Below are 24,538 nucleotides of genomic sequence, written 5' to 3' on the forward strand. Positions count from 1 at the left end.
CAAGCTTTAGAGGCGGACAAAAATGCTTATAAGCCATTACCAATAATGATAAATGGTGACCAATAGTAAGGATGACTAAAGTTACTATTTTTACCAGTATTAATCAGCACTCGTTGGGATTTGGCTAATACTTCAGCTTTGGTTAGCTTTGTATCTTGGAGTATGCCATAAAAAGCATCCATTAAAGCTTGTGTGCCACCATCGGAAACTTGCCAGAGAGATGCGATCGCAGCCTTTGCTCCTGCGTACTCCATTTGATAGCCAAAGCCCATTATTTCTGTCCCATTACCAAGTGTGCCGCCTAGCCCTGTCTCACAAGCACTGAGAATTACGAGATCGACATTTTGTAATGACCATGTGGACACATCTCTGAGGGACGCTCGACTGCCATCTCCAAAAAGTACAAAGGAGTCTTCAGGTTTCCCAATCACAAAGGCGGCATGGGTAGCCAGATGAATGATGTTGTATTGTTTAAATTTAGCGACAGTAGACTTAACATTAAAATCCCGATCTATCAATTTCGTGGAATTAGGCAACTTGGCAATCAGGTTGTCAACTTCTATACCCGCAAAAGGTAATCCAGAAAAGTTAAAAGTTTGACCATTCACATCGAAGATAAATTTGCCAGAGGTAAAAGCACCTGCAAGTACGAGGGGCTGACTATTGCGGCGGCGATCGCTTAAATTCGTGAGACTCGCGGCAGTAATCGTATTAATCGCATAGCGTTCCACTAACCATTGCTTGCCATCATAGAGCGCAGCGATCGGCAGATAGCGTAACTGCCCGTCAGGGGCATAGATAATTGTTTGTACACCAGCTTTTTGTAAGTCAGCCGCGATCGGTGCGATCAGCCAAGTATATATGCGTTGCGATGAGTCCAAGATATCAAGGGAACTTGGATCGCGGACATCAGAACGGAAATCCACGATCGCACTATTGAGATCTTCTTGCTTAATCGCAACGGTGCGCCGAATCGGATCGCCATTAGCTGTTACAAGAATTAGTTCTAAGCGATCTTCTAAAATTAGTGGATAGAAAATGGCAGTTTTTTGCGACATTTTTTGGAGGGTCTTTTGTAGAGCCGTGAATTGCTCCAGATTTAACGCATTTGAGCGATCACCGCCTTGATTGATTTGGTTCAAAATCGTTGCCACGGCGGGACTCTGCACATAGGTATTCAGTTGTTGAGATGATTGTGATTGGACATCAAGCAACTCCCGCAGTCGCTGAATTTGCTGTGACGATCGGTTTGCTTGAGTAATCTTCAAAATATCAAGTTGTTCTTTCCCCGCTTGAATAGCCCGATTTTGAATCGCACTATAATCGGTTAAAAATCTTTGTTCAGGAGCTAGAAGTTCAATCCCCTTCGCTGTTTCCACATTACCGCGCACGTTTTGGAGATAGTCGTCCAGTTCTTGTACCTTCAATAAGTCAAGTACCTGTTGAGCTTCTAAAATGCGATTTTGTTTGAGCAGTAAGTTTGCTAAATCACGGTAGGTTCTTTCGACTGTCCCTGTAAAAGTTTTTTGATCGGCTACTGATAGCGATCGCAGTTCTTTGCGAATGGATTCGCGGATATTTACCGATTGTTTATAAAAGAGAATTGCTAAATCTGGTTGCTGCCAACTAGCAAATAAATTTCCTAAATTACTAAGGTCAATGCTTTCACCTCGGCGTTCTCCCAACTGGCGATGGATGGCGGCAGCCTGTTGATACGCATCAAGAGCTTCGGGATAGCGTTTGAGATCGGCATATACTAGCCCCAAATTACTCAAAGATGTTGCTTCAGCAGAGCGATCGCCGATCTCCCGTAAAATTTTTAAGGACTTCTGATAATTACTAATTGCTAGGTCATTCTGTTTTGAAAGTCGATATATTTCACCAATATTGTTGTATGTGATGCCCTGAGCAGGAATATCATTGAGTTCTTTATGGATCGCAAGGGCTTTTTCATAATAACTTAATGCTTGTTTGAGATTCCCTTTGTCATCATAAATGGAACCAATATTACTCAGAAAAATACTCTCTGCTTGCCGATCGCCAAGTTTTTGAATTTTTTGTAATGCTAATTCTTGAAAACGTAAGGCGTTATCTAGTTGTCCTAATTCCTTATAGACAACTCCAATATTACTGAGAGTGGTTGCCGCCTGACTAGTTAAGTTAAGTTGCTGAGACACTTCCAGTGAAGCTTGGTAAGCTTCTAAAGCTTGTAAATATTTTCCCTGACTGCGGTATACCCCTGCGATGTTATTGAGAATGCTAGTTTCGATTTTGCGCTCACCTGTGACCTGCACGATCTTGAGAGATTGCTGATAGAAGTTTAGGGCTTTCTCAAATTGTCCTAATCGTCGATAGGCAAAACCAATATTGAGTAGGACTCCTGCCGAACTTTTTTGATTATTCGTGGATTCATAAATAGCCAGAGCTTGCTGTAATCGTTCTAGCCCCTGACTAAATTGTCCAATCTCCACATAGATATTGCCAATATTATTAAGAATCGTCAGTTCTCGTTCTTGGGCTTTAATGGCTCTCGCTTTTACCAATGCTTGCTCATAGGTGGCGATCGCTTGCCGCCAATTATTAGCCCGATTCAAAGCAAAGCCTAGATTTTGCAAAATCTGGACTTCATCTAATCTGACTTGCAAATTTTCCTTAACATTTTGTAACTGAAGATCACTAACAATCTTAAAAGCTCCTTGATAGGAGGCGATCGCCCGATCAAATTGCTGTAAATTCAGATAAACATTACCAATAAAATTCTGAGTTCTTGCTTCCGAAAAGCGATCCCCTTCTTTTTGGAAAATGGCGATCGCCTGCTGAAATAGTTGAATTGCTTCTTGAGCCTCTCCACGCTGCAACCGAGTTCGACCATCAATCACTAACTGAAAACCGCGATCTAGATTGCTTTGTTCAGGTTTTGGAGCTTGACTTTGAGCCAGTTTATGTTGAGAAGTTAAAGGCTGCAAAAGCATTTTGGCGTTTGCTGAATTTGCTAAAAAAGTCGAAGCATTCAAAATCAACAAGGTAGATAGGATTGAGCGATATAGCATGATGACCTTCTCGAAACTAATTTTTGGTAGTAATTTGACACTTGTGATCGCTAATCGTTGATCTCGCTATCGTAGAAAGTGGTACAATTACAGAATGAAGAGATAAAACTATTCATTGAGGAATCACCGATATGTATACCATCGATCGCAACGAAATGAAGGTAGCAGATAGTCGTAGTGATAGCAATGAGCTACCCTCTGTAGAAGTTCCAGAAGCAGTTCAAGAAACCACTTTTGAAACCAGTTCTGTGTCAGGTATGCCTCTCTCAAGAGGTTATACCGTAGATGATCAAGGACTGCTCAATAACTATGCAATTCTAACTCCGATGTATATGGAAGAGCCTACTCTTCTAACTGATAAAGATCGACTTCACTCTAAATATAAAATTCTACTTGCTATCTTAGTCACAGCAATGGCAATACTTATTGCACTCATTGTAAGTTAAGGTATCGCAGTAAAATGAAGAACTATTTTTTGTGGCGCGTTTGCCGCGCCACAAAAAATAAGGTTCTTTGAGACTTATATCTCTTAAACTCTTCAAATAAATGCTTCAAAGTATTCCCTTACCTCAGTCTCTTTGTCCTATCTTAAGGATCTAGTTCTCCAATTACAATTACTTCGCCTGCGGAGTTAGCTTGTACCACTACAGCAGATCCTGATCGCGGCACTATCCCTGTTAAAGCTGTAATATTTACCTGATGCGTCACCATAATCACTACGCCCTCCTGTTGGCGATTTTCTGTGATCAGTCGGCGGGTTTGAGCGGTTTGGATATCCTCTGTACTGCGATCGCGAAAAAAGGAATTGAGGGCAGGTTCTGGCTTCACCTCTCCTAAGTTCAAAAGCTTGGCAGTTTCTAAACAACGACACCATTGACTAGATAAAACCTGTTTAACAGGAATCTGTCGCCTCCGAAACTCATTCCCTGCTTGGCGAGCTTGCTCTCGTCCCGTTTCTGACAAATTACGCTGAGTGCTACAATCTCCCAGTTGAAATCCACTCGGATCTCCTGTGCCGGGGGCAAGCGCATGGCGCATTAGTACGACTTTGCCTGTGCCTTTGAGAGCAGTCCATTCGTCACTGGCAGGGGATTGGGCAACAGATTGAAAACTAGTTGCTGCGGACATCATCATCACACTAGCGATCGCCACAATACTCTGGGTCATAATTCTCAATAGTATAGTTTCTGTATTTTACCGTAGTGACCATTGCTGCTAACATTAAGCCCAGTCCACATCTCAATACTTCACCTTAGAGAGGCTCAATCCTGAAACTGCTGCGCGGGCTTTTATGGATACTGACATGACTGATTTACATGATTTATTTTGTACAAGTACTTATTCATTTGAAAGCCGCTATAGTTGAAGAGATAGAAAAGAGACTTTCTTGTTTTGTCCTTGGTGGGTAATCCACCTTGATATCTAAGCTTAGGATAATGGCATGGAAAAAGTTTTAGTGAATCAAATATGTGTAGGTGATCCTGCCCATGATATTTGGAAAGGACAGCGCCATCCCCTTGATTGTATTTTTCATCCTCGCTCTGTTGCAGTCATTGGTGCAAGTGAAAGAGAGGGAAGTGTCGGCAGAACATTGTTATGGAACTTAATTCGTAGTCCTTTTGGAGGGACTGTTTTTCCCGTTAATCCTCAGCGCCATAGTGTATTAGGAATTAAGTCCTATCCTGATATCGCTAGCGTCCCTGAAGTCGTGGATTTAGTCGTAATTGCCACACCTGCGGCAACAGTGCCACAGGTGATTCGGGAATGTGTAGCAGTGGGGGTGAAGGGTGCAATTATTGTTTCGGCGGGGTTTAAAGAAATTGGTGAAGCAGGCGAAGCTTTAGAACAACAAGTTCTCGCCGAAGCAAGACGGGGTGGGATGCGAATTATTGGTCCAAATTGTTTAGGGCTGATGAATCCTCTCGCAGGGCTAAATGCTACTTTTGCAGGAACGATCGCCCGTGCAGGCAATGTCGCTTTCATTAGTCAAAGTGGAGCGCTCTGTACTTCGATTTTAGACTGGAGCCTCGGCGAAAATGTGGGATTTAGTGCCTTCGTTTCCATTGGTTCGATGTTGGATGTTGGTTGGGGGGATTTGATTGAATATCTGGGCGATGATCCCCATACCCACAGCATTGTGTTGTATATGGAATCGATTGGTGATGCCCATGCTTTTCTTTCCGCAGCTCGTGAAGTTGCCATGGACAAACCGATTATTGTGTTGAAAGTCGGTCATACAGAAGCGGCGGCAAAGGCGGCGGCTTCGCATACAGGTGCATTGACAGGCAGTGACGAAGTGCTGAATGCCGCATTCCGACGCTGTGGAGTATTGCGGGTGCATACGATTTCCGACCTATTTGATATGGCTGAGATTCTCTCTAAACAACCGAGACCAAAAGGAAATCGTCTCTCGATTGTCACTAATGCGGGAGGGCCTGGGGCGATCGCTACCGATGCCCTGATCAGTGGCGGTGGTGAATTGTCAGAACTAGCAGCAGAAACAGTACAGCAACTTAATCAATTTTTGCCGCCTCAATGGAGCCATCACAATCCCGTTGATATTTTGGGGGATGCCAGTAGCGATCGCTATGCCAAGACCTTAGAAGTTGTGGCGAACGATCCCAATAGCGATGGATTACTCGTCATCTTGACTCCCCAAGCAATGACTAATCCTACACAGACGGCTGAAAAGCTCAAGGCTTACAGTCAATTAGGCAAGCCTGTAATCACCAGTTGGATGGGTGGTGCAGAAATTGCCGCAGCAACCCAAATTCTCAATCAGGCAAATATTCCCACCTATCCCTATCCCGATACGGCCGTTAGATTGTTTAACTATATGTGGCGGTATACCTACAATTTGCGAGGGATCTATGAAACACCTTCCTTGCCTACGGATTCAGATCAACATGCACCCGATCGCCTTCTTGCTGAAAAAATCTTAGCGCCAGCTATTAGCAGCGATCGCCGTCTATTAACTGAATATGAGTCCAAGAATTTACTTGCTGCCTATGGTATTCCCACTGTACCGACCGAAATTGCCACTAGTGATCTCGAAGCTGTCGAAATTGCCGATCGCTTTGGTTATCCCGTCGTTCTCAAACTTCATTCGGAAACTATTACTCACAAAACTGATGTGGGTGGTGTGCGTTTAAATCTATCTGATGCCGCAGCCGTTACTCGTGCTTTTATGGCGATCGCTTCTAAAGTGCGTGCTATTGATCCCCAAGCTTTCTTGGGGGTCACTGTGCAGCCTATGGTAAAGATGGAAGGCTACGAACTGATTTTAGGAAGCAGTCTCGATCCCCAGTTTGGTGCAGTGATGCTTTTCGGGATGGGGGGGCAATTAGTAGAAATCTTTCAAGATCGCGCTTTAGGATTACCGCCATTAAATACTACCCTTGCGCGGCGAATGATGGAACAAACGCGCATCTATCAAGCTTTACAAGGAGTCAGGGGTCGAAAGGCGATCGATCTCGTTAAACTTGAACAATTATTGGTTAACCTTAGCCAGCTAATCGTTGAGCAGCCTCAAATTCGGGAAATTGATATTAATCCTCTGACGGTCTCTCCTGAGGGGATGATTGCTCTAGATGCGCGAGTGGTTCTTCATACAACCGCCGATATTGACAAGCGTCCCGTTCCAGCGATTCGCCCCTATCCCACTAAGTATGTGCAGCTATGGGAATCGTTGAAAGGAGATCTCCTCAAGATTCGCCCGATTCGCCCTGAAGATGAACCGCTCATGGTGCAGTTTCACCAAAGTCTTTCAGAAGAGAGCGTCTATTTGCGGTATGCCCACATGGTCAAACTCAAGCAACGCATTTCCCATGAGCGACTCACTCGGATTTGCTTCATTGATTACGATCGCGAAATCGTTTTAGCTGCTGACTACAAAAATCCCCAAACATTAGAGCATGAGATTCTGGGAGTAGCAAGGCTCAGTAAGTTACATGGCACAAACGAAGCAGAATTTGCACTCATCGTTAGCGATCGCTACCAGCATCAAGGGCTAGGCACTGAGTTATTACGCCAACTGTTGGAAGTTGGTAAGGAGGAAAAACTTGAGGCGATCGTTGGTTATATCCTCAATAGCAACGACAAAATGCAAAGCCTCTGTCGCAAACTAGGCTTTCAATTACACCAAGATGCTGAGGCAGGAATGTTGAAGGCTGTTTTTAGACCAGTTTAGTTGTCTCCCCAGAATATTCAAACCCAGAAAACTACGGTAGGCTAAGCCTGCTGTAGTTTTCTGGGTTTGGTTTTCAATTCGAGCTTGGCGCTATAAAACTTAGATTTATTCTATTCACAAAGCTAAACGTACTTATTTTTAAAAGGCGATCGCAAAATGACCAATATTCTCGACATTATTAAGGCGGATTATGCAAAATTCCCTGAAGCGCAAACCTATAGCATCTATAGCGAAGATGTCTATTTTAAAGATCCTGTCTATAACTTTCGTGGCATCAAGCAATATCAGAAGATGATTGGCTTCATTACCTTTTGGTTTAAAAATCTCAAGCTAGAGCTTCACGATATCACCCGCACCGATAATCTTGTCAAGGCTCGCTGGACAATGAGTTGGGATGCACCATTACCTTGGAAACCAAGAATTAGTGTGACGGGCTGGAGTGACCTCACTCTAGATATGGCGGGAGAACTAATTATTTCTCACATTGACTATTGGGAATGTACTAAATTTGATGTCATTAAGCAGCATTTTGTCTTTTCCTAAGTAGCTCAGCATAGTTATAGCTGTCGCCATTCTTGTTAGGACAAATCAAAACCTAAAAAGTGTGAGGCGGCGCTTCGCGCCGCCTCACACTTTTTGTGTCCTAAATGGCGATAGCTATATAAAACAAACCCAAATTGTTGGGCTGCCCGCTTAGCGGGCAGCCCAACAATTTGGGTTTGTTTATATATTTTTTACTTTGCATAAGTTTTGTACACTGAAGCTAGCGATAAGTGATCCAAACCTAAAATAGCGAGAAAATCAATGTTTGCAGAAACGCGAGAATTTTCGGCTACGCAGTTTGCTAAAACCAGATGTTCCACTAATGGCACACCATCTTTTTTGGCTTGGAGTGGTTATTTATATTCCTTTATGCCTAACGAGCCAAAGCGTAAGTTGTTCCAAATCGTCGGGATGAATGTGGCACGATGTATAGACAAGGGTGATGGCTCATGGGACTTCACCTCTCGCGAAGTGATTCTATATCTTGATCCTGAGACTAGAGAGATAATTCGCCATTGGCAAAATCCTTGGACAGGGGAAATGTTATCTGTGGTACATGTCGCCCATAGTCCGATTCAAGGTACATTTCGCCACAATATTCCTGCCGAGGTGGAAGGCGACACTGCAACTTTCATTTTCGATTTATTTGCTCAGTATCCTAATCCCCTTGCTGACGATCCTAAATTTGCTGAATATTGCGATCGCCCGATATACAATGCCGTCGAGTTATTTAAACTCTCTGTTCCCATCGCCGATCTCGAAGATCCCACAACCACAACGGTCTCCAAATTAGTCTTGTCTTGGAATCGGGTGGGTCCATGGCTACCTTGGATGAAAATGGGACGGCGTGAAGGGAATCTGATTTATAGCGCCTCTGGTAAAAAAGTTAAAGATTTTAACGAGCTACCACTGATTCTCAAAAAAGAAATTGAAACCCGTGTACCTCTGTTTAGAGATGCACCATCTGAAAAAACTGAAGGGGAAGAAATGACATCATGGCAATATTTCAAACAGCATTTTGACGCTTATCTGCAAGGTGTTACTTTCCCGATTCCTACGGTCTAAACCAAAACACAAAGCGGCTAGCCGTTTTGTGTTTGTCCAGCAATAAAGAAAGGCAGCCCTAATGGCTGCCTTTCTTTATTCTTATATAGCTGTCGCTAAGTGTATGAGGACATAAAACCCAAGAAGAGAATAGCGGCGCGAAGCGCCGCTATTCTCTTCTTGGGTTTTGCTTTTGTCCTAACACAATCGACGGCAGCTATAAATTTAGGCTTCTGGGGGAATTTCAGAGGTTGCTGTAGATATTTGAGGGACAAGGAGCGATCGCTGAGATTCTGAGACCAATCCTGTCAAGATATCTTTAAATTCATTTTGTTTCTTCGCATTGGTGGAGACATAGCTAACTGTAATTACAGAATCGCTAAAAGGAACACCAGCACAGGATTGGGAATAAATATCAATGCGAGGAGTCGGTACATCAGTCTGACTAGACAATAAAGCAGAAGCTCCTGCCATATCATCCATATTCAAGAGACGTATGAGTTCATCCCTAGATTCCTCTGTTGCACTGCCTACCCATTGTTTCTCTCCATACCATTCATTAGCTTCTTCGTTGAATGGTTCGTTTGCAGATTTAAAAGGAATGGAAGCTGCTAAGAATCCAACAACTCCCAACTCGATCAACCAGAGTAAATAAGCAAAATTATCCTTGATCTCGAAGGAACTACTTCTTCTACTAATGGTAATTCCTTCTTTGGCTGACATTTTTAAAAAGCCAACAAATCCTGAAGAACCAGTTTCCTGTTGCAAAAAGCTATTGATTTGCTCTTTTGCCTGATTCTTGTCGGTGACATTATATTCACGCTCCATGATTTTTTCGGTTTCCTGCTGAAAATTGATGTACTGTCCGTACATCAGCGAGCCGTAGGTAACCAGTCCACCTAAAATACCTAATCCAAGAGCAGTAAGTGGATTCCGAATTTTGCCTTTTTTGACTGCAAACCCCATTGCAGCACCAGTTGCAAATCCCATTCCTAGAGGGAATAAAACAATAAAGTAAATAAATTTACTGATAAATGCGGTTGCTCCGCCGATCGCCACACCTGAGACTAAAGAAGAGATAGCTAATATCGCGACTCCTTGAGAGGGAGCGATATTACTGGGCTGATAGGTTCTCATGTCTGTAAGCTATAGGTTACATAGATTTAATTCTATTATTTTGCCGCAATTTACGAGATTGAAATAATAAGAAATTTAATTGCCATGAGCCATTGACAAAATCTCCTCAAAACTAGGCGTAACTATTTCTGAAGACTGCTCACTTAGCCATAGCCAATATTCGTAATTACCAGTCCGACCTTGAATTGGTGAAGGCGTTAAACCTTGAAATTGCCAACCCAAACCTTGAGCAGTTGCTAAAACATTAGCGATCGCCTCAGCTCTAACTTTTGGTTCGCGAACAATCCCATTTTTGCCTACTTGTCCCTTACCCGCTTCAAATTGCGGCTTGACGAGCAGTAATGTCTCGCGCGGCGATCGCAATAAATTCCATAGTGAAGGCAAAATTTTAGTAAGCGAAATAAACGATAAATCCAACACCGCAAAGTCAGGAACAATATCTTCAGGCGCATATAAATCTTCAGGAGTAAGATGTCTGAGATTAGTCCGCTCTCGCAACACCACTCGCTGATCACTGCGAATTTCCCAAGCTACCTGACCATAGCCCACATCAATCCCATAGACCTTCTCAGCCCCCTGCTTCAGCATACAGTCCGTAAATCCACCCGTCGAGATCCCCCCATCAAAACAAGTGCGATCGCCCAAATTCACCGCAAATTTAGCAAGCGCTCCTGCCAATTTCTCACCACCACGGGACACAAAAGGCGATCGTTGCTTCACCAAAATCACTGCGTCATCTTTGACCTCAGTACCAACCTTATCAATCACCTGCTGATTGACCTGCACCCAGCCAGCTCGAATAAACTTTTGAGCCTGCTCCCGCGATGGTGCTAGCTCTAAGTCAACCAATAAGACATCTAAACGCTTTTTCAAACTCTATATAACCTTTAACCACATCAAAAATATAGCTTCGCCAAGTGTATCAGGACATAAAAAACTAAAAGAGAGTTGCGGCGCTTTGCGCCGCAACTCTCTTTTAGTTTTTGGTTAGTCTTGACTAAGCTTCAGCTACAGTTTCTTCTACTGCTTCAGCTACAACTTCTTCAGGAATTTCAGGCTCTTCCATTGCATCAGGAACTTCATACTCTTCCTCTTCAACTGCGGCTACAGGAATTTCCATTACCGCAGGAGGTGCGTTTAGTTGCTCACGATATTTTGCAGCCATTTCTTCGGCTTTAGCGTAAACCAGTTGAGGGTCTTTGACCATATCACCAGGTTCTGCTTCGAGTTGCTTGGTGGAAAGCGAAATACGTCCACGTTCGGCATCAAGGTCGATGATCATTACCTTCACTTCGTCATTTACATTGAAGACGTTGTGAGGAGTTTCGATATGCTCGTGGGAGATTTCGGAAATGTGCAACAAGCCACTGACACCACCGATATCGATAAATGCACCGTAGGGCTTGATACCACGGACGACACCGATCACGACTTCGCCAACTTCGAGCTTGTTCATCTTGCGCTCAACAAGGGCGCGACGATGACTGAGAACAAGACGGTTGCGGTCTTCGTCTACTTCCAAGAACTTAAGTGGCAATTCTTCGCCAACTAGTTCTTCCTTAGGCTTGCGAGTGCTGATGTGTGAACCAGGGATAAATCCGCGTAGTCCTTCAATTCTGACTAGTGCGCCACCACGGTTGGTAGCAAAAATAAGAGATCGCACGGTTGCGTCTTCTGCTTGCAACTGGCGTACACGTTCCCATGCTCTCATGTACTCAATGCGACGAATCGAAAGGGTTAGTTGTCCTTCTTCGTTTTCGTCAGCGAGAATGAAAAACTCACGGGTTTCATTGTTTTGTAATACTTCTTCAGGTTGATCAACACGATTGATCGACATTTCCTGAATCGGGATATAGGCTGCTGTCTTTGCGCCAATGTCAATAAGTGCGCCCCTAGGCTCAATGCTAAATACTGTACCCGCAACAATGTCGCCAGGGCTGAAGTGATAATCGTATTTATCTAAAAGCTTCGCGAAATCTTCATGTGTGAAGCCGACATTGGTGGTTGTGGCAGTTTTGGCCCGATTGATCATAACTAAATTTTTCCTTGTTCCTGTTTTGAATTTATCTGGTTTCCTCCCAGAAATGTAAGAGCAGTAGCCGTTACAGCTTGTTGCGGTTTACATCCTACGCCTATTTGTGTTGTTAATATTTTTAGTAAAACCTATAGGCATAGGTTTGCAATTATAGCGTACTTAAGCTAGATATAGAAAGTGTTAGCAAATATTTTTTATACGAGAGTTTACGAAGCCTACTATCGTATAACTCTTATGTTTTTTGGAGTTTAACCATAAAAAAGCCATCCATATCATGTTTATGGGGCAGGACTTTTACCCAGCCGCGATCGCTGGCAAAATGAGCGGCAGGATTATCACCACTCGGCGGCACAATTTGCCAATCGGGATGATTGATTAAAAACTGGGTAATTACTTGTTCGTTCTCAGCAGGATGTAGGGTGCAAGTGCCATAAACGATTACACCTTCAGACTTTACCCATTGGATAGCGCGTTCCAGAATTTCGGCTTGGGTTTTGGCTAGTTTATAGGGTTCTTCGGGAGTTTGTCGCCAACGCGCATCGGCGTGACGGTGTAATGTTCCTAAGCCAGAGCAAGGCACATCTAATAAGACTCGATCGCATTTTGACTCTAATACTTTGTCCGCATCAAATTCACGGGCATCGATTTCAACGGTTTGCACATTCGTGATCCCCAGACGCGCCGTATTTTGTTCAACTTTTTTAAGACGATTAGCAAGGCGATCCAAGGCATAGACTTTGCCCGTGTTTTTCAGGCGATCGCTGATATGTGTCGTCTTACCACCGGGGGCAGCACAGGCATCAATAATGATCTCATTAGGTTGTGGATCTAATAAGTAAGTAACTAACTGTGCGCTTGCATCCTGCACTGACCACCAACCCTCTTTAAACTTGGGTAATTGGCTCACATCCCCTGATCCCTGCGCCACACGTATACCATCGGGCAAATAGGGAATCGGCTCAGCTTTGATTTCAGATTCAGCAAAAGCAGCTAGGACTTGATCCCTTGTCGCATATAAAAGATTTACCCGTAAATCAAGATGGGGCGTTTGGTTAAACCAATTACAAATATTTGCGATCGCTTCTTGACCAAATTCTTTTTGCCATAATTCGATCAACCATTCAGGATAGCTATAAAAACTAGCGGGATCGGTAATATTAGCAAGAATATCTTCCTTCTCTTTAGCTCTGAGTATGGATCTCATTACCCCATTTGTAAATCCTGACAAGCCCTTTAAATTATTTTCTTTGACCAATTCCACCGTGGTATGAACGATCGCAGATGGCTTGATGCGATCGAGAAAACATAGTTGGTAGATACCAATGTGTAAGATTATTAATAAGTCGGGTGGTAATTTTGTGGTTGGTTTTTGTGAGAAGTTTTGCAAAACCGCTTGCAGGGTTTTTTGGCGGCGCGTACATCCATACACTAACTCCGTGATCAGACGGCGATCGCTTTCTGGGAGATTAATGTTATCCTGACGCGCCCGCGACAGCGTACAGTCAAGCGCTACATCCGCATAGGCATTGCGTCTTTGAATCAAACGTAGTGCTTCTAAAGCAATTTGTCGAGAATTCTTACTCGTCATCGGCAATTTAATAAACTTAAAATTAAAGGGCTATTTACAAAAATTGAGTTCAAGGATTCAATAATTATCAAAATTCAATGGTTGCACTGTAGACAAATGCGGTCATTATTTGGTATCTAAGAGCGTATATTCAGGTGATATTTAATCATCTGTTACAAAGCCGTAAAAAAGCTGCTGATCTAAAGTTCGATCTAAAAAAAGTGTGATGGTTACTGTGGGTGTGAGGAGCGGCAATGGTTGATACTGGTGTGAGAGTTAGGAAAGCAAAATTTCCGACAGGAAGTAGCCTAGCACTTGGTTTAGCAATCGGTTTAATAAGTTTAATTGTTGGTGTCGATCTTTTCTTGAATCCTAATATAAGTTCAAGTTTGCTGTTACCATTCACATTTGGGGGGGCTGGTGTAGCTGCATTGGGGACTTTTGCTGTACCCGCGTTGCGTCGCCTCAAGGCTGGTCAAATCATCCGTGAAGATGGTCCACAGGCTCACCTCAAAAAACAAGGTACGCCGACGATGGGGGGGATATTCATTATACCTGTCGGAATTTTATTGTCGTTGGTATGGTCTGGCTTTAATGACAAAGTCATAGCTTGTAGCTTGCTCACGCTTTCCTTTGCATTTATCGGTTGGCTAGATGATTGGAAAATTTTGCGTCGTCACTCCAATAAAGGCTTGTCTCCACGAGCCAAACTTTTACTCCAAGCATTTTTCGCGGCTTGTTTTTGTACTTGGCTAGGTTTAACCCAAAACTGGCAGGCGATCGCCACGATTAATTTGCCTCTGAAATTTGTGATTCCTCTGGGCTTACTGTTTTTCCCTCTGGCTCTGTTTGTATTCCTTGGCAGTAGCAACGCGACCAACCTCACCGATGGCTTAGATGGCTTAGCTGGTGGTACTGGTGCGATCGCCTTATTTGGTATGGGGCTACTACTGTTTCCTCAGAACAAAGAACTCGCCATTTTTTGCATGTGCCTCAGCGGTAGCTATTTAGGATTTCTCTGGCACAATCGCTATCCAGCCCGTGTATTTATGGGTGACACGGGATCGCTGGCTTTAGGTGGTGCACTTGCTTCGACTGCTATCCTTGGTAACTTGCTATGGGCATTTTTAATTGTCGGAGCAATTTTTATCTGGGAATCAATTTCAGTAATTGCTCAGGTTTCTTATTACAAGGCAACCAAAGATGAAACTGGAATGGGTAAGCGTCTTTTCAAAATGGCTCCTTTTCACCATCACTTAGAGTTGAGCGGCTGGCATGAGTTACATGTGGTCAAATTCTTTTATCTCACAGGTGGGCTTTTAGTAGCGATCGCACTTTTGGTTAGCAAACTTCCATAGACAAGCTAATCACGAAATACACTTTTAAAAAGCCGCCCAATTGGGCGGCTTTTTAGTTGCACTCTAAAGATTCTCTGGTATCAATACCAGTTTTCGAGTTTGTGCCTTTCGCTTTGGTGCATAGCCATTTGCGTTGTCCACCATCCATGATCGCATCCGTGAAATCTGCCCCATCAATATTCACAAAATCAAAGGTGCTGCGTAATAAGATTGTCTCGACTAGCAACGCATCACTGAGATCGGCTTTAGCAAAATCTGCTTGATCGAGTAATCCGCCTGAAAAATTTGCCCCTTTGAGGTTTGCTCTTCTTAAAATGGAGGCGCTAAATACGGCTCCGCGCACATCGGCATTTTCAAAGTTGGCTCCTTCCATGTTGGCATTGGCAAAGCCTGAACCGACCAGATCTCTCCCTGAAAAGTCTCTGTTTTTTAACTGGGCATGGCTAAATGAGAGTGTTTCTGCTTGGACCTTGATAGGCGATGTTAGTAAACAGGCGCTCGCAAGTACTAGAGCGATCGCTAAGCGCAAAAATGAAGACGGTTTTAAAAATTGCATAGAAATAAAACTAAAGATAATGGCTTTATCTTAGCGTCTGGTATAGCTATAGCCATCTGTATCAGGACAAATCAAAACCCAAATAGTGTGAGGCGGCGCTTCGCGCCGCCTCACACTATTTGGGTTTTATGTCCTAACAAGAATGGCGACAGCTATAAAAACAGGAAAGGCGATCGCTACATTGTAGCGATCGCCTTTCCTGTTTTTGAGAATGTGATAAAAAAATACGAAGAGCGAGTTTAAAGATATTGAAAATTAAGACTACAAAGAGCCTGTTTTCCAATTTTGTAAATTAGTTCTCAATGTAGTTGAGAAGTAGTCCCATGGTGGCGATCGGGAGGATTACACCAATAAGTGGTACGAAGATGAAAGAGACGTAGTAATGTGCGTAGTATCCAGTCATGGTCGTGGGTTTCCTTGAATTAAGATATAAATTTTTGAGGATCTGATTTAGATTAAATTAATATGATTTGGAGCTGAAGTTAACAACACCAAAAATAAATCTAATTCCAAAGCAGACCAAGGAATTTTTGCATTGGCTCTAGGTAGTTGAGGAAGTATGCAAATGCAGCGCCACCAGCACCACCAAGCAAGAAGCTACTAGCAAATTCGCTCCAACCAGCAGGAGTACCTAATTCGGCAGGGGCTTCTAAGGCTGAGCTAGACTGCAACTTAGTTACAGTTTGACCATATAAGGACAAGCCGACGGTCAACAGCACAACAGATGCGAGCGTTGCCAACAGACCAGCAAGGCTGGCTAATTCTGTATTTCTCAGAGGTCCCAATAATGCAAATGGCCCGTAAATGAAGTAGCCATGAGCCATGCCGATTTCTAGACCACGACGGCTAGGAGACAAGCCTGCGCGGTAAGCGGGAAGGTTGCCGATAAAAGCCTTAACGATCGCAGAATCGCTAACGGGTGTAGACAAATTCCCTAGTTGGGGATCGTTCTTGAAGGGTTTTACAAAATCTGTCATAAGTCTTTATTAAGTTAAAGATTGCAGGGAGAATTTTGTCTTCATTTTAGGGAATAAGCGCTGATGTCTCTGCATAAAGAGGGCGTATCTTTAGAAAACTTCACAACCACTAGTAAAAACTTGGCAAAGCCAAGTTTTTATTTTGAGTAGCTAGACATAAATAATTACAAACCAAAACCCGTAAAGTTGCGCCCCGCAGGGGCGCAACTTTACGGGTTTTGATAATTTGCTGATGGACATAAATCGGCTAGCTCACAGCGATCGCAAGCAGGTTTACGGGCATTACATACAGCACGTCCGTGATAAATAATCCTAATTGACCAATTTTCCCAGTCCCGTTGGGGCAGCATTCCCATCAGATCCCGCTCGACTTTTATTGGTTCTTCAAATTTGGTTAATCCCAGTCTTTTAGTAAGCCGCTTTACATGGGTGTCAACGGTCACGCCTGCATTGATCCCATAGGCATGGGCTAAGACCACATTGGCAGTTTTACGAGCCACTCCTGCAAGCTTGAGCAGTTTTTCCATTGTATTTGGTACTTTCCCATCAAAGTCACGCACGATCATTTCACAGGCACTTCTAATATTTTTAGCTTTGTTGCGATAAAAGCCTGTGGAGTGGACTAACTCCATGAGTTCATCGAGATCGGCATTAGCTAAGGCGATCGCATCGGGATATCGTGCAAATAGTTTGGGTGTGACCATATTCACGCGCTCATCGGTGCATTGAGCCGAGAGGATGACTGCTACCAATAACTGCACAGGTGTCTCGTAATCAAGCGAACAGGTTGCGTCGGGATAAAGCCGTTTGAGACGAATTAGGATTTCGTTAGCCCGAACTTTTTTAGATGAACGTTTGGTAATAATTCCCATGAGTAGCGCGATACACCGATGATTTGTAGTTTAGCATTGTTTAAAAAAGCTCCTTCAGGTGCTTTTTTAAACAATGCTAAATAATTCGGGCGGCACTCATTTAAAATTGAGTAGTGAGGCTTCGCCGCACCAAAACACATTGCTTCCAACTTAAATAGCCTCCCCCAAGCTCGCAAATGGATAAGAAAAAAGTATTATTGCTATCGGCGAATCCTGCGAATACCGATCGCTTGCGGGTTGAGGCGGAATTTCGGGAAATTGAGGAATGTTGTCAGAAGTCGAGCTTGCGCGATCGCTTTGCCATTGTGACTAAAGGCGCAGTCCGAATCGATGACTTGCAACCAATTTTGCTTCAGGAAGTACCGCGTGTGGTGCATTTCTCAGGGCATGGGGCGGCGGAAAATGGGTTGGTGTTAGAACATGATGATGGCACTTGGCAACTCGCACCCACTGAGGCTCTAGCAGATTTGTTTCGGATTCTCCAAAATGGCATCGATTGCGTGGTGCTGAATGCTTGTTTCTCAAAGGTGCAAGCGGAGGCGATCGCCCGTTATGTGCCTTACGTTTTAGGGATGAATCAGGCGATCGGTGATGTGGCGGCGATCGAGTTTGCCAAGGGATTTTATGGGGCTTTATTTGAGGGGAAATCAGTTAAAGATGCTTTTGAGTTGGGAAAAAATCTGATTGCTCTCAAAAATATTCCTGAAACGCAAACGCCTGTGTTGTTAGAACGCCGTTATGAAAGTCAGGTTTTACCGAAGGTAAATATAGCGATCGAAGAACCTGAAGGCGCGGTGCGGATTGGTTCCGAGTTTTATATTCCGCGATCGCCTCAACAGGAACAATGCTTTAAAGCGATCGCCATGCCCCATGCCCTACTGCGTTTAAAATCACCTGACCGCATGGGTAAGTCTTCGCTATTGGTGCGTGTCTTGGAAGAAGCGCGGCGGTTGGATAGTCGCACCACATGGTTAGATTTGCAAAAATGCGATCGCAAGTTCTTTGAAAATATGGATCGCTTCTTGCAGTGGTTTTGTGCGGTGATTGGGCGTGATTTGGGAGTGAAGGCAAAACCAACTGATGATTGGGATGAAATGTTTGGCGCAAACAGCAACTGTGAGGAATTTTTTGAAAGATATTTGTTAAATAACGACGACGATCGCCCGTTAGTGATTGCGATTGAAAACTTGGATCGGATATTTCTACACGAAGCGATCGAGGTGGATTTTTGCGGTTTATTGCGCGGTTGGCATGAGCAGGGCAAACATGACAAAAGATGGGGCAAGTTGCGCCTAGTGCTTGCCTATTCGATGGAATCTTTTACAACGAAGGATATTAACCAATCACCGTTTAATGTGGGCACGCCCATTAGATTTGGATGAATTTACCTTTGCTCAAGTGCAGGAACTTGCCGCAATGCATGGATTCTCCTCTACACAAATCGAACCAATATCAGAATTAATCGGTGGACATCCCTATCTAGTACGACTAGCTTTTTATAATTTAGCTAGTGGCGCAAATTCTCTTGAGCAGTTCATCCAAACTGCGGCGACGGAAGTGGGGCTTTTTGGCAAACATCTCACCACTCGTTTAGCCAAGGTCGAAAAAGATGCTCATCTTACGGAAGTTTTGCGATCGCTGGTTAATTCACCGCAACCCATACGTTTTGATCTTGCCACTACAGCAAAGCTAGATGGAATGGGTTTAATATTACGCACAGAGACTGGTGTAAAGATCCGCAATGAGCTATATAGGCGCTATTTCCAAAACCGTTTAGGAGTGTAACCAATGCCTAAAACTTTACAAGCATCAGAAATTGATTTGGCAAAGCTAGAGGAACTTTTTGCGATCGCGCAATCGAGTGATACCGATTTCTTTGATGAGTGGCGCGGTAATTTGCCTAAGCTCAACGACACTGAACAGTTAAGCCTTGACGATCTCAAAGAAGATTATCTACACCTGTCGAAACATTCTCTATTGGAACCGCTTGTAAAAATGGTGGTGCTATCGCCGATTCTGAAACTAGCAGGTTTCTATCGCAATCCTTTCTATCTCAAAGCCGAGCAGGTGGTGAATATTCTCTCCCAAGATCAAGATATTCTTGTTCAAGGACGAATTGATGTTTTGGTATTTAAACCGCCTTTTTGGGTAGTCGTGATTGAGGCAAAGAGAGCGGCTTATTCTGTAGAAGTTGGCATTCCCCAAGCCTTAACTTACATGATGGCAAATCCCCACCCTGATCGCCCTGTTTTTGGACTGGTTACGAATGGCAGTGAGTTTATCTTTCTAAAACTTCAGCTTCAAGACAGCCTAAAATATGCCGAATCAGATCTATTCTCAATCAAGCGTGGCAATGATTTATATACAGTTGTCAGTATTTTGAAACATCTTGCTCAATTAGCCATATGAAGTCGTCTTTGTCGTAACGGATATATTAGGGTAAAAATAGGTATAAAAATTAATTATGGTAATTTCAGCACCTGCGATTAAACCAGTCAACCCACCCGAATATCCCTCTAGTGATGGTGAGCCTGTGGCAGAAACCTACGACCATTTTTATGCGATCGCCATACTCTTAGAAATGCTGCGGCAATATCTAACGGGTCGACAAGCGACGGTTTTGGGCAATCAGTTTCTTTACTATGCCCAAGGATTCCCCAGAATGCGTGTGGCTCCCGATGTGATGGTAATTTTTGATGTGGCGGCTGGCGGTCGGGACAATTATAAAATTTGGGAAGAGGGACAAGTACCTGCGGTGATTTTTGAAATCACCTCCAAAAGTACTCAGATTACTGATATTGGCTTTAAGCGCGATCTCTATGCTCAGATGGGTGTGCAGGAATATTGGCTATTTGACCCGAAAAATGAATGGTTAGAGCAGCAATTGCAAGGTTATCGCCTCAAGGGTGAAGAATATGAGCCGATTATCGACGGACAGAGTTTAGTTTTATGGTTGCAGCTATCGATTGAGGACAAAAAAATTGCCTTGCATCGTTTGGACAATGGCGAAAAGTTACCTTTTCCCTCTGAGCTTGCTGAACAAGTAAATCAAGAGCGGCAAGCTAAATTAGATGCTGAACAAGCAAAACTGCAAGCTGAACAGGCAAAACAGGAGCTTGAGGTACTATTGCAACGCTACCGCGATCGCTATGGAGACTTAGAATAACTAATTAAAATTATGAGTCAAATTACCGTTCAAACTCAACTTCCCTTTGAGCAGCTTATTCAAACTGTAGAACAGCTAGATTCGTCTGAGCTAGAACAATTGATTGCCAAAGCAATCCGAGTTCAGACTAAGCGCAAAACTCTTAGCTTGCCAAAGGATCAATCTTTGCTATTGCAACAAATTACTCAATGTATTCCCAATCAACTACAAGAGCGCTATGACTTGCTTATTGGTAAGCGTCAAGATAACGCCCTTACGGATGAAGAATACCAAGAGTTAATCAACCTAGGAGAACATATTGAAGCAATTGATGTTAAAAGGTTAGAAAATTTAACTAAACTTGCGAAACTTCGACAAATATCTTTGAATGAGCTAATCCAAGAGTTTCAGTTACAACCACAGGCTTTATGACGGCTAAATCAATCAGCGAAAAGCTTCGTCAAATAGTCACGGAAAGAGCAAAAGGTTGTTGTGAATATTGTCTTAGCCAAGAGACTTACTCTACACAGAGGCTTTCGGTTGAGCATATTATTCCAATTTGGAAAAATGGTGAAACTACAGTTGATAATCTTGCTCTCGCTTGTCAAGGCTGCAACAATTACAAACACACTAAAACTCAAGCAATTGACCCCATAACTTCACAAGTAACAGATCTCTATCATCCTAGACAACAGCAATGGAATGAGCATTTTACTTGGAATGATGATTACAGTGAAATCATTGGTTTAACGCCCACAGGACGAGTAACTGTAGAATTGCTTAAACTCAATCGTCAAGGAGTTGTCAATCTGCGTCGTATTCTCTATACAACAGGAAATCACCCGCCATTATGACTAGTGCTAGCTCTTTTAATTATCAAGTTGGTGGTAGTCTCCCTGCGGATGCGCCTAGTTATGTGGAGCGCCAATGCGATCGCGACTATTACGAGTTGCTTAAGGAGCGTAAGTATTGCTATGTGTTTAACTGTCGGCAGATGGGGAAGTCGAGTTTGCGGGTGCGGGTGACGCATAAGTTGCAAGCGGAGAGGATTGTGTGCGCGACGATCGATCCGCAGAAGATTGGGGTGGAGGTGACTTGCGAGCAGTGGTATGCCAGCGCGATTCGGAGTTTGGTGGGGGATTTGGATTTAAAAAATAAGTTTGATTTGCGGAGTTGGATTAGGGAACGGGAATTGCTGTCGCCTGTGCAGCGATTTGCGGAGTTTATTGAAATAGTCGTGTTGCAAGAGATTGATGCGCCGATTGTGATTTTTGTGGAGGAAATAGATCGCCTTTTGAGTCTCAAGTTTGGCATGGATGATTTCTTTGGTTTGGTGCGATCGTTTTTTGAAGATCGTCCGACTAAGCCCGAATATAATCGTCTCACTTTTTCCTTTTTGGGTGTGGCGACACCGACGGATTTGATTCAGAGTCATAATACTTCGGCGTTTAATATTGGCTATGCGGTGGAGATGGCGGGGTTTACGCTGACGGAGGCTTTGCCATTGATGCAGGGTTTGGCGAGTAAGGTGGCGAATCCGCAGGATTATCTAGCCGAGGCGGTGAAGTGGACGGGTGGACAGCCTTTTCTGATTCAACGGTTGTTGGGAATGATGGAGAAGGAGTTAGCAGGAATCGCACCACCTGAGAATATTGCGGGTTGGGTTGAGAATTTAGTACAGGAGCGAATTGTCACGAATTGGGAATCGCAGGATGCGCCGCCACATTTGACGACGATTAGGGATCGCGTGATTAGTGTAGAAGAGAAGTTACGGGGACGGATGTTGGGTTGCTATCAGCAGGTGTTGGCGGATGGGGAGTTGGAAGATGATCGCAGTGAGGAGCGATCGAAGTTGCGGTTGACGGGGTTGGTGGTGCGACGGGATGGGCGGTTGATTTCCTATAATCCAATCTATGGGGCGGTGTTTAATAATGCATGGGTTGAGGGGCAGTTAGCGGATTTGCGTCCAGAGTTTTATGGTTCGGCGTTTCGGGCATGGCGGGATGCGGAGCAGAAGGATGGTTTTTTGGGTAGTGTTTCACATTTGTTGGGGAGAAAATACCAAGCATAGGCTATAAAAAATGCTGGTATAGGTTTGCCGTTTTTATCAATTACCTGGTTCAACAAATGTGACACACTACCGTTTTTTGTTGCGGGGTGAGGCGCTGAAGAATGCGGATGAGTGGGCGCGGGGTAAGCGACTCAGTGATGCGGATGAGTTTTTTTTGCGGGAGAGTCGGGAGGTTGAGAAGGTTGAGAGTAATCTCAAGCTAGAGGCGGAACGTCAGGCGAGGGAAACTGCGGAACAGGAAAGATTAATCGCGCTGAGGCAGCAGGAAATCGCTGAGGAGGAGGCGCGGGTTTTAGAGGAAAGGGCGATCATTTTAGATGATGCGAAGCAAAAGGCGGATCGCAGGGTGAAGATAGGTTCGGCAATTTTGGCGGTGACTTTGGCTTTGGCGACGGGTGCGGGGTTATGGGCGGCGCGATCGGTGAATGAGGCGAATGTGAAGGTTGCAGATACAAGGAAAGAGGCTGAGACTAAAGTTAAGGATGCCGATCAGAAGGTAGCTTTGGCAAATAAAGATGCTGAACAAATTGGAAAGAATGCAGAAAAAGAGAAAAGAGATGCAGCGCAGGCAGTGAGAGAGGCTCTAGCAAAAAAAAAAGAAGCGGATGAGAAGGTGACATCGGCGCAAAAGGATTTGGAATCGGCGAAGACTGAGTTAGCGAATGTGTCACAAGAGTCGGCGGAGAAGGTGGCTGAGGCACAAGCGAAAATTGCGGATGCGGAAGGGAAGGTAAAGGTTGCCTTAGCGGAACAGGCAAAGGCGGCACTGGCAGTGAAGATTGCAACTGATGATATTCAAATTGCTGATGCAAGGATCAAGAGTCTCGATGCTAAGGGAGACTTTCAGGGAGATCAGGTATTTGACGCTTTGGTTAAGGCGGTTAGTGCGGGACGGAAACTCAAGGACTTAGATCCTGAAGTTGCCAAGCGAGACAGGGCAAATACGCAAATGTTGGTGACTGCGAATTTGTCGCGGTTTGTCTATGGAGTCCAAGAAAAAAATCGCTTTGCTCATAGCAATATTGTCGATAGCGTAGCCTTTAGTCCCGATGGCAAGACTATTGCCACAGGAAGTTGGGACAAGACCGTCAAATTGTGGAATCTGGAAGGAAAAGAAATCCAAACATTCAAAGGGCATAGCGATATTGTCCGCAGCGTAGCCTTTAGTCCCGATGGCAAGACCATAGCAACAGGCAGTAATGACTACACCGTCAAATTGTGGAATCTAGAAGGAAAAGAAATCCAAACATTCAAAGGGCATAGCGATAGTGTCTTGAGCATAGCCTTTAGTCCCGATGGCAAGACCATTGCCACAGGCAGTTGGGACAAGACCGTCAAATTGTGGAATCTGGAAGGAAAAGAAATCCAAACATTCAAAGGGCATAGCGATAGTGTCTTGAGCGTAGCCTTTAGTCCCGATGGCAAGACCATTGCCACAGGCAGTTGGGACGGCTCCGTCAAATTGTGGAATCTGGAAGGAAAAGAAATCCAAACATTCAAAGGGCATAGCGATAGTGTCTTGAGCGTAGCCTTTAGTCCCGATGGCAAGACCATTGCCACAGGCAGTTGGGACGGCTCCGTCAAATTGTGGAATCTGGAAGGAAAAGAAATCCAAACATTCAAAGGGCATAGCGATAGTGTCTTGAGCGTAGCCTTTAGTCCCGATGGCAAGACCATTGCCACAGGCAGTAATGACAAAACCGTCAAATTGTGGAATCTGGAAGGAAAAGAAACCCAAACATTCAAAGGGCATAGTGATAGTGTCGGTGACGTAGCCTTTAGTCCCGATGGCAAGACCATTGCCACGGGAAGTTCCGACAAAACCGTCAAATTGTGGAATCTGGAAGGAAAAGAAATCCAAACATTCAAAGGGCATAGTGATAGTGTCGGTGACGTAGCCTTTAGTCCCGATGGCAAGACCATTGCCACGGGAAGTTCCGATAAAACCGTCAAATTGTGGAATCTGGAAGGAAAAGAAATCCAAACCTTGACAG

At 44.0% G+C, this 24,538-nt stretch carries 23 protein-coding genes; 13 read left to right on the top strand and 10 right to left on the bottom strand.

The genetic code is table 11. The features are described 5' to 3' along the window. Positions 1-26: 26 nt before the first annotated feature. Positions 27-3,050 (bottom strand): CHAT domain-containing protein, encoded by a 3,024-nt coding sequence (locus H6G05_RS18130; RefSeq protein WP_190580046.1) that lies wholly within the window; start codon positions 3,048-3,050, stop codon positions 27-29. Positions 3,051-3,181: 131 nt separating this feature from the next. Between H6G05_RS18130 and H6G05_RS18135 the strand changes: the two genes are divergently transcribed. Continuing rightward, a complete protein-coding gene (locus H6G05_RS18135) occupies positions 3,182-3,496 on the top strand; it encodes a hypothetical protein (protein WP_190580048.1) in 315 nt (104 codons plus the stop codon). A gap of 142 nt (positions 3,497-3,638) precedes the next feature. Here the strand turns inward: H6G05_RS18135 and H6G05_RS18140 are convergent, their stop codons facing one another. Further along, the gene (locus tag H6G05_RS18140; RefSeq protein WP_190580050.1) at positions 3,639-4,217 is read right to left on the bottom strand and encodes a histidine phosphatase family protein; all 579 of its coding nucleotides are present in this window, start codon (positions 4,215-4,217) and stop codon (positions 3,639-3,641) included. Positions 4,218-4,491: 274 nt separating this feature from the next. Here H6G05_RS18140 and H6G05_RS18145 point away from each other — a divergent pair, with 274 nt between their 5' ends. The 3 genes from H6G05_RS18145 to H6G05_RS18155 all read left to right on the top strand — a co-directional run bounded on the left by H6G05_RS18145 (position 4,492) and on the right by H6G05_RS18155 (position 8,847). Continuing rightward, a complete protein-coding gene (locus H6G05_RS18145) occupies positions 4,492-7,239 on the top strand; it encodes a bifunctional acetate--CoA ligase family protein/GNAT family N-acetyltransferase (RefSeq protein WP_190580052.1) in 2,748 nt (915 codons plus the stop codon). A gap of 156 nt (positions 7,240-7,395) precedes the next feature. After that, a complete protein-coding gene (locus tag H6G05_RS18150) occupies positions 7,396-7,782 on the top strand; it encodes a DUF2358 domain-containing protein (protein WP_190580054.1) in 387 nt (128 codons plus the stop codon). Between the two features lie 261 nt (positions 7,783-8,043). Continuing rightward, positions 8,044-8,847, top strand: coding sequence for a DUF1838 domain-containing protein (locus tag H6G05_RS18155; protein WP_190580056.1), 804 nt, complete (start codon positions 8,044-8,046; stop codon positions 8,845-8,847). Between the two features lie 204 nt (positions 8,848-9,051). Here the strand turns inward: H6G05_RS18155 and H6G05_RS18160 are convergent, their stop codons facing one another. The 4 genes from H6G05_RS18160 to H6G05_RS18175 all read right to left on the bottom strand — a co-directional run bounded on the left by H6G05_RS18160 (position 9,052) and on the right by H6G05_RS18175 (position 13,586). After that, positions 9,052-9,963, bottom strand: a complete 912-nt coding sequence (locus tag H6G05_RS18160) for a hypothetical protein (RefSeq protein ID WP_190580058.1) — start codon at positions 9,961-9,963, stop codon at positions 9,052-9,054. Positions 9,964-10,038: 75 nt separating this feature from the next. Continuing rightward, on the bottom strand, positions 10,039-10,836 hold the full coding sequence (locus tag H6G05_RS18165) for a TlyA family RNA methyltransferase (protein ID WP_190580060.1): 798 nt from the start codon (positions 10,834-10,836) through the stop codon (positions 10,039-10,041). Between the two features lie 124 nt (positions 10,837-10,960). After that, entirely contained in the window at positions 10,961-11,995 is a 1,035-nt protein-coding gene (locus H6G05_RS18170; RefSeq protein WP_190580062.1) for a 30S ribosomal protein S1, read from the bottom strand. A 235-nt stretch (positions 11,996-12,230) separates the two neighbouring features. After that, a complete protein-coding gene (locus tag H6G05_RS18175; RefSeq protein WP_190580064.1) occupies positions 12,231-13,586 on the bottom strand; it encodes a 16S rRNA (cytosine(967)-C(5))-methyltransferase in 1,356 nt (451 codons plus the stop codon). A 233-nt stretch (positions 13,587-13,819) separates the two neighbouring features. On the opposite strand from H6G05_RS18175, the gene mraY reads away from it, so the two are divergent. Next, positions 13,820-14,923: a phospho-N-acetylmuramoyl-pentapeptide-transferase gene (gene mraY, locus H6G05_RS18180; RefSeq protein ID WP_190580065.1), complete on the top strand. Its 1,104-nt coding sequence runs from the start codon at positions 13,820-13,822 to the stop codon at positions 14,921-14,923. A gap of 52 nt (positions 14,924-14,975) precedes the next feature. Here mraY and H6G05_RS18185 read toward each other — a convergent pair whose 3' ends face one another. From H6G05_RS18185 to nth, 4 genes are all read right to left on the bottom strand, one after another. Continuing rightward, complete coding sequence (locus H6G05_RS18185; protein WP_190580067.1) at positions 14,976-15,479, bottom strand: pentapeptide repeat-containing protein; 504 nt, start codon at positions 15,477-15,479, stop codon at positions 14,976-14,978. A gap of 292 nt (positions 15,480-15,771) precedes the next feature. Further along, the gene (locus tag H6G05_RS18190; RefSeq protein ID WP_071590184.1) at positions 15,772-15,882 is read right to left on the bottom strand and encodes a photosystem I reaction center subunit VIII; all 111 of its coding nucleotides are present in this window, start codon (positions 15,880-15,882) and stop codon (positions 15,772-15,774) included. A 100-nt stretch (positions 15,883-15,982) separates the two neighbouring features. Further along, complete coding sequence (locus tag H6G05_RS18195; protein ID WP_190580069.1) at positions 15,983-16,456, bottom strand: photosystem I reaction center subunit XI; 474 nt, start codon at positions 16,454-16,456, stop codon at positions 15,983-15,985. A 209-nt stretch (positions 16,457-16,665) separates the two neighbouring features. After that, the gene (gene nth / locus H6G05_RS18200) at positions 16,666-17,328 is read right to left on the bottom strand and encodes an endonuclease III (RefSeq protein ID WP_190580071.1); all 663 of its coding nucleotides are present in this window, start codon (positions 17,326-17,328) and stop codon (positions 16,666-16,668) included. Positions 17,329-17,504: 176 nt separating this feature from the next. Here nth and H6G05_RS18205 point away from each other — a divergent pair, with 176 nt between their 5' ends. The 8 genes from H6G05_RS18205 to H6G05_RS25065 all read left to right on the top strand — a co-directional run. Further along, positions 17,505-18,710, top strand: a complete 1,206-nt coding sequence (locus H6G05_RS18205) for an AAA-like domain-containing protein (RefSeq protein WP_190580073.1) — start codon at positions 17,505-17,507, stop codon at positions 18,708-18,710. Next, the gene (locus tag H6G05_RS18210) at positions 18,682-19,113 is read left to right on the top strand and encodes an AAA-like domain-containing protein (protein WP_206756220.1); all 432 of its coding nucleotides are present in this window, start codon (positions 18,682-18,684) and stop codon (positions 19,111-19,113) included. The genes H6G05_RS18205 and H6G05_RS18210 overlap by 29 nt, the downstream gene beginning before the upstream one ends. A 3-nt stretch (positions 19,114-19,116) precedes the next feature. After that, entirely contained in the window at positions 19,117-19,737 is a 621-nt protein-coding gene (locus H6G05_RS18215; protein WP_190580077.1) for a type I restriction enzyme HsdR N-terminal domain-containing protein, read from the top strand. Positions 19,738-19,792: 55 nt separating this feature from the next. Next, positions 19,793-20,494, top strand: a complete 702-nt coding sequence (locus tag H6G05_RS18220; protein WP_190580079.1) for a Uma2 family endonuclease — start codon at positions 19,793-19,795, stop codon at positions 20,492-20,494. Positions 20,495-20,506: 12 nt separating this feature from the next. Then, positions 20,507-20,905: an STAS/SEC14 domain-containing protein gene (locus H6G05_RS18225; RefSeq protein WP_190580081.1), complete on the top strand. Its 399-nt coding sequence runs from the start codon at positions 20,507-20,509 to the stop codon at positions 20,903-20,905. Continuing rightward, positions 20,902-21,327, top strand: a complete 426-nt coding sequence (locus tag H6G05_RS18230) for an HNH endonuclease (RefSeq protein WP_190580083.1) — start codon at positions 20,902-20,904, stop codon at positions 21,325-21,327. The genes H6G05_RS18225 and H6G05_RS18230 overlap by 4 nt, the downstream gene beginning before the upstream one ends. Beyond that, a complete protein-coding gene (locus H6G05_RS18235) occupies positions 21,324-22,544 on the top strand; it encodes an AAA-like domain-containing protein (RefSeq protein ID WP_190580085.1) in 1,221 nt (406 codons plus the stop codon). The genes H6G05_RS18230 and H6G05_RS18235 overlap by 4 nt, the downstream gene beginning before the upstream one ends. Before the next feature lie 58 nt (positions 22,545-22,602). Next, positions 22,603-24,538, top strand: a 1,936-nt coding sequence (locus H6G05_RS25065; protein WP_456356026.1) for a WD40 domain-containing protein, incomplete at its 3' end; no start/stop codon positions are given.

This window comes from Phormidium tenue FACHB-1050, from assembly GCF_014696925.1.
Classification (GTDB): domain Bacteria; phylum Cyanobacteriota; class Cyanobacteriia; order Pseudanabaenales; family Pseudanabaenaceae; genus Pseudanabaena.